Source organism: Chryseobacterium sp. HNCC26DJ241 (assembly GCF_057180505.1).
In genome coordinates this window covers 13,887-27,158 of the sequence record NZ_JBXUGL010000005.1, presented here as the reverse complement: position 1 = coordinate 27,158, position 13,272 = coordinate 13,887, and the positions used below count along the sequence as shown (strand labels likewise).

General features: G+C 34.0%; 12 protein-coding genes. 9 read left to right on the top strand and 3 right to left on the bottom strand.

Features of this window, described 5'->3' with window-relative positions; genetic code table 11:
• The first annotated feature begins 18 nt into the window (after nucleotides 1-18).
• Both recR and AC2A1C_RS04740 read left to right on the top strand, forming a co-directional pair.
• Nucleotides 19-630 carry a recombination mediator RecR gene (gene recR, locus AC2A1C_RS04745; RefSeq protein ID WP_484023915.1) on the top strand — a complete coding sequence of 204 codons (612 nt, stop codon included), beginning with the start codon at nucleotides 19-21 and terminating at the stop codon, nucleotides 628-630.
• The gene (locus AC2A1C_RS04740) at nucleotides 614-1,477 is read left to right on the top strand and encodes a glycosyltransferase family 2 protein (protein WP_484023913.1); all 864 of its coding nucleotides are present in this window, start codon (nucleotides 614-616) and stop codon (nucleotides 1,475-1,477) included. Before recR ends, AC2A1C_RS04740 begins: the two co-directional genes overlap by 17 nt.
• A gap of 53 nt (nucleotides 1,478-1,530) precedes the next feature.
• Here AC2A1C_RS04740 and secG read toward each other — a convergent pair whose 3' ends face one another.
• Nucleotides 1,531-1,881 (bottom strand): preprotein translocase subunit SecG, encoded by a 351-nt coding sequence (gene secG, locus AC2A1C_RS04735; RefSeq protein ID WP_484023912.1) that lies wholly within the window; start codon nucleotides 1,879-1,881, stop codon nucleotides 1,531-1,533.
• A gap of 118 nt (nucleotides 1,882-1,999) precedes the next feature.
• Between secG and AC2A1C_RS04730 the strand changes: the two genes are divergently transcribed.
• Together AC2A1C_RS04730 and AC2A1C_RS04725 are read left to right on the top strand one after the other, a co-directional pair.
• A complete protein-coding gene (locus AC2A1C_RS04730; protein WP_484023910.1) occupies nucleotides 2,000-4,342 on the top strand; it encodes an ATP-dependent helicase in 2,343 nt (780 codons plus the stop codon).
• A 105-nt stretch (nucleotides 4,343-4,447) separates the two neighbouring features.
• Nucleotides 4,448-7,240: a TonB-dependent receptor plug domain-containing protein gene (locus AC2A1C_RS04725; RefSeq protein ID WP_484023909.1), complete on the top strand. Its 2,793-nt coding sequence runs from the start codon at nucleotides 4,448-4,450 to the stop codon at nucleotides 7,238-7,240.
• Nucleotides 7,241-7,293: 53 nt separating this feature from the next.
• Here AC2A1C_RS04725 and AC2A1C_RS04720 read toward each other — a convergent pair whose 3' ends face one another.
• Both AC2A1C_RS04720 and AC2A1C_RS04715 read right to left on the bottom strand, forming a co-directional pair.
• Complete coding sequence (locus AC2A1C_RS04720; protein ID WP_484023907.1) at nucleotides 7,294-7,677, bottom strand: DUF3037 domain-containing protein; 384 nt, start codon at nucleotides 7,675-7,677, stop codon at nucleotides 7,294-7,296.
• The gene (locus AC2A1C_RS04715; RefSeq protein ID WP_484023906.1) at nucleotides 7,664-8,437 is read right to left on the bottom strand and encodes a HipA family kinase; all 774 of its coding nucleotides are present in this window, start codon (nucleotides 8,435-8,437) and stop codon (nucleotides 7,664-7,666) included. Before AC2A1C_RS04715 ends, AC2A1C_RS04720 begins: the two co-directional genes overlap by 14 nt.
• Nucleotides 8,438-8,552: 115 nt before the next feature.
• Here AC2A1C_RS04715 and AC2A1C_RS04710 point away from each other — a divergent pair, with 115 nt between their 5' ends.
• The 5 genes from AC2A1C_RS04710 to AC2A1C_RS04690 all read left to right on the top strand — a co-directional run bounded on the left by AC2A1C_RS04710 (nucleotide 8,553) and on the right by AC2A1C_RS04690 (nucleotide 13,270).
• Nucleotides 8,553-9,452: a pirin family protein gene (locus tag AC2A1C_RS04710; protein WP_484024052.1), complete on the top strand. Its 900-nt coding sequence runs from the start codon at nucleotides 8,553-8,555 to the stop codon at nucleotides 9,450-9,452.
• Nucleotides 9,453-9,528: 76 nt separating this feature from the next.
• Nucleotides 9,529-10,062, top strand: coding sequence for an NADPH-dependent FMN reductase (locus AC2A1C_RS04705; RefSeq protein WP_484023905.1), 534 nt, complete (start codon nucleotides 9,529-9,531; stop codon nucleotides 10,060-10,062).
• Complete coding sequence (locus tag AC2A1C_RS04700; RefSeq protein ID WP_484023903.1) at nucleotides 10,062-10,637, top strand: TMEM175 family protein; 576 nt, start codon at nucleotides 10,062-10,064, stop codon at nucleotides 10,635-10,637. Before AC2A1C_RS04705 ends, AC2A1C_RS04700 begins: the two co-directional genes overlap by 1 nt.
• Nucleotides 10,638-10,830: 193 nt before the next feature.
• On the top strand, nucleotides 10,831-12,267 hold the full coding sequence (locus AC2A1C_RS04695; RefSeq protein WP_484023901.1) for a sodium:solute symporter: 1,437 nt from the start codon (nucleotides 10,831-10,833) through the stop codon (nucleotides 12,265-12,267).
• A 151-nt stretch (nucleotides 12,268-12,418) separates the two neighbouring features.
• On the top strand, nucleotides 12,419-13,270 hold the full coding sequence (locus AC2A1C_RS04690; RefSeq protein WP_484023899.1) for a transketolase: 852 nt from the start codon (nucleotides 12,419-12,421) through the stop codon (nucleotides 13,268-13,270).
• Nucleotides 13,271-13,272: the final 2 nt, after the last annotated feature.

Here is a 13,272-nt window from a genome sequence, read left to right as displayed (position 1 = left end):
AAGATTTATATTTGCAGAATGGACTATCCAAGTAAAGTTTTGGCAAAAGCTGTAGAAGAAATTTCCGGACTTCCGGGAATTGGAAAAAAATCTGCTTTACGTTTGGCTCTTTATCTACTGAAACAACCAGAAAGTCAAGCTATTGTTTTAGGTGACGCATTAAAAAAACTGGTTACTGAGATCCGCTATTGCAAAGAATGTTACAATTTTTCAGATCTTGAGATCTGTGAGATTTGCTCTAATCCGAAAAGAAATCCGGAACTTCTCTGTGTGGTAGAAGATGTGCGTGATGTGATGGCCATTGAAAATACTTCAAAATATCTCGGAAAATACTTAGTTTTAGGAGGGAAAATTTCTCCGATGGAAGGAATTGGGCCAAATCAGTTAAATATTTTGGAAATTCAGAAAAAATTAGAATCAGGGGAAATAAAAGAACTCATATTTGCTTTAAGTGCGACTATGGAAGGAGATACCACCGCTTATTATATTTATAAAAAATTCAAACATTTTTCTGTAAAATTTTCGTCCATCGCAAGAGGAATTTCCGTAGGTGATGAGCTGGAATATGCAGATGAAATTTCTTTGGGACGTTCTATTCTGAACAGGCTTCCTTATGATGAATCAAGATAAAAGCAAAGAAGTAAAAATGAAGCTATCCATTATTATCCTTAACTACAATGTTACAGAACTTTTGAGAAAGTGTTTGCTATCCATTCAAAAATTTGTGAGGGATGTAAAATATGAAGTGATCGTAATTGACAATTGTTCTCCCGATAATACTTGGAAAAGCCTCATTTCTGAATTTCCGGAATATCTTTTCATAGCCAATTCAAAAAATGAAGGTTTTGCTATTGCCAATAATAAAGCCATAAAACAAGCTAAAGGAGAATACCTTTTAATATTAAATCCGGACACAGAGCTGGAAGGATTTTATATGAAAGAAATTCTGGATTTTGCCGATCGACAAAAGAATTTCGGATGTTTAGGAATCCGAATGCATGATGCAGACGGAGTTTTTCTTCCGGAAAGTAAGCGTTCTGTTCCTGATATGTTCAATTCTTTTGAAAAACTTTTTACAAATTTCAGAAAGAATAATTCCAAATCTTATTACCGAAACGATATCGATGAATATGAAATTGCCGAAACTGAAGTAATTACAGGTGCTTTTTTTCTGACCAAAAAAGAAGTGTATGAAAAAGTTGGCGGATTGGACGAAAAATATTTTATGTACGGAGAAGATATTGATCTTTGCTATACACTTTTAAGAAATGGCTATCAAAATTTTTATTATGGAAAGGCTTCACTTCTTCATTACAAAGGAGAAAGCACCGTGAAAAATGAAATTTATCTTGAGCGTTTCTATGGAGCTATGCAAATTTTCGTAAGCAAATATTACAGAAAAAAACCGATACATTATTTCATTTTATCTGTTGGACTGAAAATGAAACATTTCATTGAAAAATCTAAAATAAAATAAAAAAAACGGTCTGAATATCAGACCGTTTTTATGTTATATTGTATGCTTAAAAATTATTTTTGAGCAGGTGTTGTTCCGCTTGTTGTTGTTTTAGCCGGACTTTCACTTTTTGATTGACTGGCTGGAGCTTCTTTTTTAGCAGGAGCATTTTGTGGTAAGTTCTGAGAAGGTTTTCCTGTAAGAACAATACTTAAAATGATAAGAACAATAATGGTTCCACCTAAAATCCAAGTAGATTTTTCCATAAAATCATTAGTTCTCTGAACACCAAATTGTGCAGAAGATGCACCTCCGAAAGTCCCGGAAAGACCACCTCCTTTTGGATTCTGTGCCATAATGATAATAACAAGAAGTATGCTCGCAATCATGATCAAAACCATGAATAATGTAAATATCGTACCCATTCTGTTTTAAAAATTTGAGTTGCAAATATAGTCATTTTTTTGAAAATCCTGTATTTCTTCTATAATAAAAAATCGCTTGAAAATTTTTAAATTTGCTGTTCTTAATTTTTAGATTTCAATGGATTACCTGAAAGGATTGAATGAAGCACAATATGAAGCTGTAACCACCATCACTGGACCACTAATGGTACTTGCAGGAGCAGGTTCCGGTAAAACGCGTGTTCTTACTATGAGAATTGCTCATCTCATTTCCAATGGAGTTGATCCTTTCAATATTTTGGCGCTTACTTTTACCAATAAAGCGGCAAGAGAAATGAAAGACCGTATTGCAAAAGTAGTTGGAGACAGCAATGCAAGAAGTATTTGGATGGGGACTTTCCACTCCGTTTTTGCAAGAATTTTGAGAAGTGAAGCTCATTATCTTGGCTTTCCTTCCAATTTTACCATTTATGATACACAAGATGCACTCAATGTTCTGAAAAAAGTTTTAAAAGATCTGAATATTGATGCAGAACTTTATAAACCTAAAAAAGTTCTTGCCCGTATTTCTACTTATAAAAATAATCTCATTACGGTAAAAGCCTATTTCAATAATCCTGAACTGATGGAAGCCGATGAACGAGCCAATATGAAACAAGTGGGAACTATTTATCAAAAATATGTAGAAGCCTGTTTCCGGAACGGAGCAATGGATTTCGATGACTTATTATTGAAAACCAATGAATTACTAACCCGATTTCCAGAAGTTTTAGCTAAATATCAGGATAAATTTCGGTATATTTTAGTAGATGAGTATCAGGATACAAACCATTCTCAATATCTTATTGTAAAAGCATTGGCTTCAAAATTTGAAAATATTTGTGTGGTTGGAGATGATGCACAATCCATTTATTCATTTCGTGGCGCGAATATTTACAATATTTTGAATTTTAAAAAAGATTATCCTGATGCTGTAACGGTTTCTTTGGAACAGAATTATCGTTCTACACAAACTATTGTAGATGCAGCAAATGTGGTTATTTCCAAAAATATACAGCAATTCAAAAAAAATGTTTTCAGCGATAATGAAGTGGGAGAAAAGATAAAAGTATATCGTGCACTTTCCGATGCGGACGAAGCCAATTTTGTTGCTTCCAATATTTGGGAACTTCACAATCGGGATCAAAGAAAGTTTAATGATTTTGCTATTCTTTACCGAACCAATTCGCAAACCCGTGCTTTTGAAGATGCATTAAGAAGAAAAAATATTCCGTATCGGGTTTATGGCGGTCTGTCTTTCTATCAAAGGAAGGAAGTGAAAGATCTGGTTGCGTATTTACGACTTTTAATCAATGAAAATGATTCCGAAGCATTATCCAGAATTATTAATTATCCAACTCGTGGAATTGGCGAAACCACTCAAAACAAATTAATCGTATTTGCCGATTCCCAAAATATTTCTGTAGCCAAAGTTTTGGACAATATTGGATTTTATGCTCCTCAATTAGGCTTTAACAATGGAGTTTTGACCAAACTTTCCGATTTTTGGAGTATGATAAAAGCATTTCAGGTATTGTTGAAAACCGAAAATGCGTATGCAGTTGCTATGGAAGTGGCAAAACGAAGCGGATTAATAAAATTTCTAAAAGACGACCAAACTCCGGAAGGAATTTCCCGTGTAGAAAACGTTCAGGAATTGATGAATTCTATGCAAGGTTTTATTGAAGAGCAGCAACAGTTGGAGGACGGAGATCCTTCCCTTTCCAATTTCCTTGAAAATATTGCTCTTTCTACCGATCAGGATAATAAAGATAAAAACGAAGGCGACAAAGTTTCATTAATGACCATTCACCTTTCCAAAGGTTTGGAATTTCCTGTTGTAAATGTAGTAGGCTTGGAAGAAAACCTCTTCCCAAGTTTTATGAGTTCGTCCACTCGAGAAGAATTGGAAGAAGAACGACGTTTATTTTATGTAGCTTTAACCAGAGCCGAAAAGCAGGTTTTCTTTACGTATGCCGTTTCCAGATTTCAGTGGGGAAAAATCACGGATGCAGAACCTTCCCGTTTTTTGAGCGAAGTAGATTCCAAATTTATTGATTTCATCAATCCGGCAATAGAAAGCCGTTTTGTAAATCATTCCGGTTTAAAATCCAATTTATTTGATGATACACCTTCTATTCCGAGAAATTTCAAAAAATTAGAACCCAAGAAAAAACTGAGTTTAGAAGAAAAATCAGAATCCCAACCTAAATCTGAACCACTAAAACTAACACCTATTTCTTCTGCAAAAATTAAAAATGCAAGCGGAAGTTCTTCTCAGGATATTGAAGTAGGAGACAAAGTTCGGCATGACCGTTTTGGAATTGGTGAAGTTACTTTCCTTGACGGAACCGACCCACAAAATATAAAAGCAAAAATCATTTTCCAACACGAAGGCGAAAAGAATCTTATCCTAAAATTTGCGAAACTGACTAAAATTTAAAGCAAAACAGAAACCTGACATTTATCATATTTCATATTTTATTAGTCTATCAAATTTGTAGACTTATAGATTATATTATACTTTTGTCGCTTCTAAAAATAATGTATGAAAAATAAGAATGCTATTTTATCGGTCTCAGCTTTGTTTTTTTTGGGAATTTTTGCTAATGCTCAACAAGCAGATACCGTAAAAACTAATGATGTAGAAGAAGTGGTGATTTTAGGTTCCAGAGGTGGAACAAGATCAAAAGTGGATTCTCCGGTTCCAGTAGATGTTTTCAATTTGAAGCAACAATCTGTTGTTTTACCACAAACTAATTTATCTTCCATTCTCAATGCAGTTGCTCCGTCTTTTGCTTCACAGCCACAAGTTGCAGCAGACGGAACCGATCACGTAGATCCTGCACAACTTCGTGGTTTAGGTCCGGATCAAGTTTTGGTTTTGATAAATGAAAAAAGAAGACACAATTCTTCTTTAGTAAATGTAAACGGATCACCGGGAAGAGGAACAGTAGGAACTGACCTAAATGCAATTCCTTCATTTGCACTTACAAAAATTGAAATTTTAAGAGATGGTGCGGCTGCACAATATGGCTCAGATGCTATTGCTGGAGTTATCAATTTAGGATTGAAAAAAGATACCAACGGACTTTCCGGACAAGTAACTTATGGTGGAAACTTAACTCCAAAAGCAAAAGATCATACCGGAGATTTCGATGGGCAAAATATTCAGATAGATTTAAATTACGGAACAAAAATTGGAAACAAAGGTGGTTTTTTGAATCTGACATGGTCTTCACAATTCAGAGATCCGACTTCCAGAGCAGGAACGGAAAGCGGAGCTATTTTTAATGCTTATAACGCTATTGAAAAAAGAGCTTTGGAAAACGGTGTAAATCTTTCTTCGCTTTTTAATAATATTGGCACTACTCCAAATCAAAATGAAATTTTCAATTATATTAAACAATACGGTTCTCAAATTGATTATTTTAAGAATGTTACTCAAACTTTAAAAATTGGAGGACAAGATGTTACCAAATCGATTTACGATTGGATTCAAGAATCTACGTCTATTACAGCTGGTGAAAACTCATTACAAAAAATTCTTACCGCTGATGTTTCAAATCAGGAATTAGCTTACAGAGGACAAACCAGAAAAGATTATAACATGATTGTTGGTCAGTCCAAAGCAAATAATCATCAATTTTTTGCCAATTTTGAGCTTCCTATTAATGATAACTGGAAAGTGTATTCATTTGGCGGATACAGTAACAGAAACGGAGATTCCGGAGGCTTTTACAGAAGACCAAGAGAAGCCAGAACTTTTACAGGACTTCATATAAATGGTTATCTTCCACATATTGGTTCTAATATTCAGGATGTTTCTTTGGCAGCAGGTGTGAAAGGAAAATGGGATGGCTGGAATGTAGATTTGAGCAATACACTTGGAAGAAACAGTTTTGATTATACTGTAAAAAATTCCGGGAATACTTCTTTAAGATTTAATTCTCCTAATGAATTCGACGCAGGTGGATTTTCATTTTTACAAAATACCATCAATTTAGATTTCTCTAAACCTTTTAATGTTTTTGAGGGAATAAACGTAGCTTTCGGAGCAGAACACCGATACGAAAATTATAAATTGAATGCCGGTGAAGAAGCATCGTACTCTATTTACGATGTTTTTGGAAATGTATGGGCTGGAACTACACCAAGACCAACTGATTTCTTTGGAACTGCACTTTCTGGAAATTCACAAGTTTTCGGAGGATTCCGTCCGGGAAATGCTGTAAACAAACATAGAAATTCAGTTGCATTATATGGAGATGTAGAATTTAATTTTACAAACTGGCTTTTAGTAGATGCTGCTTTGAGATATGAAAATTACTCAGATTTTGGTTCTACATTCAATTATAAATTAGCTTCAAGAATTAAACTTACTAACGATCTTAATTTCAGATTTGCAGGTTCTACAGGTTTCAGAGCGCCATCTATGGCTCAAATTTATTTTAACCAGACCAGCACATTTTACACCAACGGAGCGCTTACCGAACAAGGTACTTTCAGTAATGATTCTCAACTTGCACAAAAATTGGGAATTGGTGATCTGAAGCAGGAAACTTCAAAATCAGCAAGTGTAGGATTTACCTATAAAATTCCTTCTGCTAATTTGACATTTACTTTAGATTCATACTTTGTAAGAATTGATGACAGAATTATTTTAACAGACACTTTTAGTAAACCTACAACTGCGGGAGAAGTACAAAATATCTATAATGAATTGGGTATCACAGGAGCGCGATTTTTTGCCAATGCGATAGATACCGAAACCAAAGGAATTGATTTTGTTGCTGCTCATACTTTAACGAGATCTTCATTCAAACTTCAGAATACTTTTGCATTGAATATCGGGGAAACTAAAAAAGTTGGTGAAATACACGCTTCTCCAAAACTGATAAATGCCGGTTTAACAAATTCTTATTTCGGAGAAGGATCTAAAACATTGTTGGAAAGTGCTACTCCACAATTGAAAGCAAGTTTATCCAATGAACTGACTTTTGGAAAAGCTACTGTCTATTTAAGAAATACATATTTCGGAAAAGCAGTGGATTATAATGTTGTGGATGTAAATGGAGACGGAATAATCAATACAGATAGCAACGGAGTGAAAAATGAACATCAGCAAATCGATGGAAAATTGATAACCGATCTTTCATTTTCTTACCAATTTTCAAAATCTGTTGGTTTAACATTGGGAGCAAATAATTTATTTGATATTTATCCGACAGAGTACGTAAAAGCCAATTCCAATAACGACCAATTTGTGTATGCAAGAGCAACCGCTCAGTTTGGACTCAACGGAAGATATGTATTTTCTAGGCTTAATTTTAATTTTTAGGGTTTTTTATTGTTTATTTCAAAACGGATTCATTTTTTTTGAGTCCGTTTTTTTTATTTCACCAATTCTTCAAACAGTTTTTCAAATGTTTTATCAAGATTTTTCGATTTTCCGGGATGAGGTCTTGAAGTTTGAACCACTGAACTTCTAATAGCAGTCAGCCAACGGAAGCGTTCAGGAATTTCCAATTGAGCAATTGGGCCACCTTCTTTTTCTCCGTTTGCAATTTTTTGAAAACTTTCCAGGTTCTGAATAATATCATCATAATCCAGTTTGCTGTGCATCAGTCGGAATTTATCAGGACACAAATAAAATTCCACACGGATATATTTTTCCTTCTTTGAAAACATCACCAATCCTATGTTGAAAAATTCTTCTCTTTCAACCTTCGGAACCAAGCGTATTACAGCGTATTCGTATAGTTTATCCTCTTGCATTTTTGGCTTCGTTTACAAAAATTTTAGAATTTTCCAATCGTGTTTTCATAAATTGAAAATACACCTCACGGATTTCATCGGGCGTTTCATCTGCATCGTTCCAATTAAGCCAATTTTCAGGAATTAAATTTACAATTTCCCTAAAAAAAGCATCATTCAAAATTTCATGAGCAAATGCATCGGCTTCATCCAACATTTTAGCTTGAGGAAGCAGAACATGATCTTTCACATATTTGAAAGGAGTTTTTGCCGCCGCATCAAAATTTTGCCAAGAATGATGAAAGTAAAAAGAAGCACCATTATCAATAATCCACAATTCTTTATGCCACATCAGAAGATTGGTATTTTTAAAAGTACGGTCTATATTGGTAATGAATGCGTCCAGCCAAACAATTTTCGAAGCCAAAAGCGGATCAACTTTCACACTTGTATCATAAGCAATTGCTTCGGAAAGATAGTGCAATCCTAAATTCAACCCTTCTGAAAATTTCAATAAATCCTGAATTTCCTCATCACCTTCTGTTCTTCCAAAATCGACATCCAAATTGGCAAAAACAATTTCAGGAATTTTTAATCCTAAAACTTCTGCAATTTTTCCACCTAAAAGTTCTGAAATTAGCATTTTCACTCCATGACCCGCTCCTCGAAATTTCAAAACATATTTGAAATCATCATCTGCTTCTGCCAATGCAGGAAGCGAACCTCCTTCACGCAAAGGCAGAATATAACGCATTACCGTAACTGTTCGTATATCCAACATTCAACAAAAATAGTTTTTTATCTGCAAAAAAAATAGAACACCGGTTATTACCTTGCATCAAGTACATGAAAGTTTAAATTTACTATTTTTGAAATAAATTAATTAGTATAAAATGATGTCAAATATTGGCTTGATCATTGAAGAAAGAGCCGCAGATATAGGAAATTTTTTAGTGGGAAGATTACTTCCGTTTCGTGAAAAGCGTTCAGTAGGACCTTTTATATTTATCGATCATATGGGACCGACTTGTTTAAAGGAATATCAAAATTTTGATGTTCCGCCGCATCCACATATCGGACTTTCCACTTTGACGTATTTATTTGAAGGTTCTATTTTTCATCGGGACAGTTTGGGAAGCGCTGTTGAAATAAAACCCGGTGCTGTCAATTGGATGACGGCCGGAAAAGGCGTTGTACATTCTGAAAGAACGCCGGAATATTTACGAAATTCCGAACGTTGTCTTCACGGATTTCAAATTTGGATTGCACTTCCGAAAGAATTGGAACAAAGTGAGCCTTCTTTTTTTCATATCGAAACAGACGAAATTCCGGTTTGGAAAGATGGTGAAGTTCAGTTTAAACTGATTGCTGGAGAAGTTTTCGGAAAAAAATCTCCGGTTCCTGTTCATAGTAAATTGTATTTTGTTGAAATCAAAACCAAAAGCAAACAGAAAATAAATATTGGAAGTGAACTTTTTGGAGAAGTGGGAATGTATGTACTGAACGGAAGTGTAAATATTGAAGGAAATACCTACGGAACGAAACAGCTTTTAATCTCTAAAAATACTTCTCTTTGCGAGTTTGAAATAAATGACGATACTACAATTTATCTATTCGGAGGTGAACCTTTTTCTGAAGAACGTTATATTTTCTGGAATTTTGTAAGTTCAGACAAAGAAAAAATAGAAGAAGCAAAAGTAAACTGGCATGATCAGAATACAGATGCTTTCCCAAAAATTCCTGATGATGATAAAGAATATGTACCGCTTCCGAAAGCTATTCTAAACAGAAAATAACTTTAAAATCTGTAAAAGAAAATCAAATAAACCTTATTTATTTTGGTTATTCATTAGATTTGCAAAAAAAATTATTATGAAAATTTTAGCATTTGCAGGTAGTACATCTTCTACTTCTATAAATAGAGAATTAGTAAAATTTGTTTTGAAAAGTTTTACAGAGGATGACATCAATTTAATTGATCTAAATGATTATTCCATGCCTGTATTTTCGGTAGACCTTGAAAAAAGTGGGTTTCCGGATCAAGCATACCAATTTCTGAAAGATATTGAAGAATGTGAAGCCATTATTTGTTCTCTTGCAGAACATAACCGATCTTACTCGGCAGCTTTTAAAAATATTTTTGATTGGGCTTCAAGGATTAATGTAAAAGTATGGCAAGGCAAAAAGATGTTTCTGATGAGTACTTCTCCCGGTGGTTTTGGCGGTGGAAATGTGATGAATACAGCAAAAACTTTTTTCCCACAATTTGATGCTGACATAAAGGAAACATTTTCTCTTCCAAAATTTTACGAAAATTTTGATTCCGAAAAAGGCATTACCAATCAAGATCTTCTAAACGAACTGAACGAAAAAATTGCGAATTTTAAAAATCAAATGAAAAGTTAATGACTAAAGGAAGATTAGAGGCCTTTAGTGATGGGGTTATAGCCATTATTATTACCATAATGGTTTTAGAATTAAAAATGCCTGAAGGAAATAGTTGGGAAAATCTTAAACCCCTTGTTCCTAAATTTTTAGCTTATATTTTCAGTTTCATTTATATAGGAATCTATTGGAATAATCATCACCATCTTTTTCAAGTTATAAAAAAGGTAAATGGTAGTGTACTTTGGGCAAATTTAAATTTATTATTTTGGCTTTCTTTAATGCCTGTTGCAACGGAATGGATGGGCGAAACTCATTTTGCAAAAAATCCTGTTGCTACATATGGAATTGGACTGATAATGTGCGCAATAGCGTATACAATTTTGGAACATGTGGCCATCAGAAATGAAGGCAAACAATCTAAATTGAAAGAAGCACTTGGATCCAAATTCAAAGAGTATGCATCCCTTATATTATATATTTTAGGAGTAATTACCTCATTCTTTTATCCTTATATTGCTGTTGCTTTTTATTATATAGTTGCTTTGATCTGGCTAATTCCTGACCAAAGAATTGAAAAAGTATTAGATGAATAAAATAACAACAAAAACTTTTTCAAATGGATAAAAATAATTCAGTACAATAATGAAAAAAATAGAAATTTTGAGCCTCATTTGATAGAAATTGTACCAATTAGAATAAAAAAAGAAATACGTTCATCTTCTTATGTTCTGTATCCATCTTTCAATAAAAAAACTATATTTGTGAAATTTTAAAAAATCATAAATTATGTCTCCAGTCTTGTTATTGTTGATTATCCTTGCTTATTTTGGTCTTTTACTTTTGGTAGCCTTTAGAACCGGAAAAAACAGTAACAATGATAGTTTCTTTATAGGAAACAGGAAAAGCAACTGGATGTTGGTAGCATTTGGAATGATCGGAACCTCGCTTTCGGGGGTTACATTTGTATCAGTTCCTGGAGCTGTAGGAAAAGACAATTTTGGATATTTGCAGGTTACTATCGGATATTTAATCGGATATTTTACCATTGCTTATATTCTTCTTCCTCTTTATTATCGCTTACAGCTTACTTCAATTTATGGATATTTGCGACAAAGAATGGGATTACTGTCCTACAAATCCGGAGCATGGATTTTTATCGTTTCCAGATTGATAGGTGCAACTGCAAGATTATATTTGGTAGTAAATATTTTGCAAACAACAATACTGGAAAGTTTAGGTGTTCCTTTTATTATCACAACATTAGTTATCCTTGCAATGATCATTCTTTACACCTATGAAGGCGGTGTAAAAACCATTGTATGGACAGATACTTTGCAGACCAGTTGTATGCTTTTAGGTCTTATTATTTGTACTTTCTATATGCTGAATCATCTTGACCTGAATGTGGGAGAAAGCATAACCGCAATGAGCGAAAAAGGGTACACCAAAATTTTCGGAACAGACTTTAACGATAAAAGTTTTTTTATTAAGCAAGTTTTGGCTGGAGCTTTTATCACTATTACTATGACAGGGATTGATCAGGAAATGATGCAAAAAAGTCTTTCTGTAACAAAATTGAAAGATTCCCAAAAAAATATGGTCACTCTCGGATTTATTTTATTAGGTGTGATTTCACTTTTCCTTTATATGGGAGGATTATTACATTTATACGGAGTACGTGAAAATGTAGCAAGTTCCGGAGATCAACTTTTTCCTGATATTGCATTAAATCATATGCCTCCTTTCATTTCCATTATTTTTATTATTGCTTTGATCTCCGCTTTATTTCCAAGTGCAGATGGAGCAATGACAGCACTTACTTCGTCTCTTTGTATTGACGTCTTTGGATTAAAAGAAAAAGAATGGAGTGATAAGAAAAAGGAAAAATTCAGAAAAAATGTACATTTGATAGTCGCTCTTTCATTCCTGGTTATGGTTATTATTTTTAAAATTATCAATGATAATTCCATGATCGGACTGATTCTGAAACTTGCCGGATTTACATACGGGCCTCTTCTCGGGCTTTTTGCTTTTGGAATATTTACAAAATATAATATCCATGATAAGCTGGTTCCTTTTGTTTGTATTACTGCACCTGTAATTTCTTTCTTTATAGATAAATATCAGGAAAATATCTTCGGAAATTTTAAAATAGGTTTGGAACTATTGATCGTGAATGGTTTACTCACATTTATAGGTCTTTGGCTTATCAGAAAAAAATAAGCAAATCCGGCTAAATGCCGGATTTATTTTTATGAGATATTTACAACACTATAGATATGATTGCTAATGATTTCGACAATTTATAACGAAATTTTTCATTTTATAAAACCACCAAAAAATTGTATTTTCGCGAAACCTTAAATCAAATTTAATGAGTAAAAATATTGAAGAGCTGAAATCCCTTACAAAGCAAATCCGAAGGGACATTTTAAGAATGGTAAACGCTGTAAATTCGGGACATCCTGGTGGAAGTCTTGGCTGTACAGAATACTTTACAGCACTCTATGGAAAAGTGATGGAATATAAACTTCCATTTGCAATGGAAGGTAAAAACGAAGATTTATTCTTTCTTTCCAACGGGCATATTTCGCCTGTCTTCTATTCCACTCTTGCACGTTTCGGATTTTTTCCTGTGGAAGAACTGAAAACATTCAGAAAATTAAATACCAGACTTCAAGGACATCCAACTACGCATGAAGGTTTACCTGGAGTTCGTATTGCATCCGGATCTTTGGGACAAGGTTTATCCGTTGCTATAGGTGCTGCTCTTGGAAAAAAATTGAATGGAGACAAAAATCTTGTATTTTCACTTCATGGCGATGGAGAATTACAAGAAGGGCAAATTTGGGAAGCGTTAATGTTCGCAGCTCACAATAAAGTAGACAATCTCATTTCAACCATAGATTATAACAATCGTCAAATAGACGGAGATGTAGATAAGGTTCTTTCTTTAGGTGATCTTCACGCTAAGCTGGAAGCATTCGGATGGAAAGTTCTGGAAGAGAAAAATGGAAATGATCTGGAAGCAGTAATCGCGATTCTGGAAAAGGCAAAATCAGAAAGCGGAAACGGAAAACCAGTTGCCATTATTCTTCATACCGAAATGGGATTTGGTGTAGATTATATGATGGGAACTCATGCTTGGCACGGAAAAGCGCCTAATGCAGAGCAATTGGAAAATGGATTGAAGCAACTTTATCTGGAAGCTCCGGATGATTACTAATC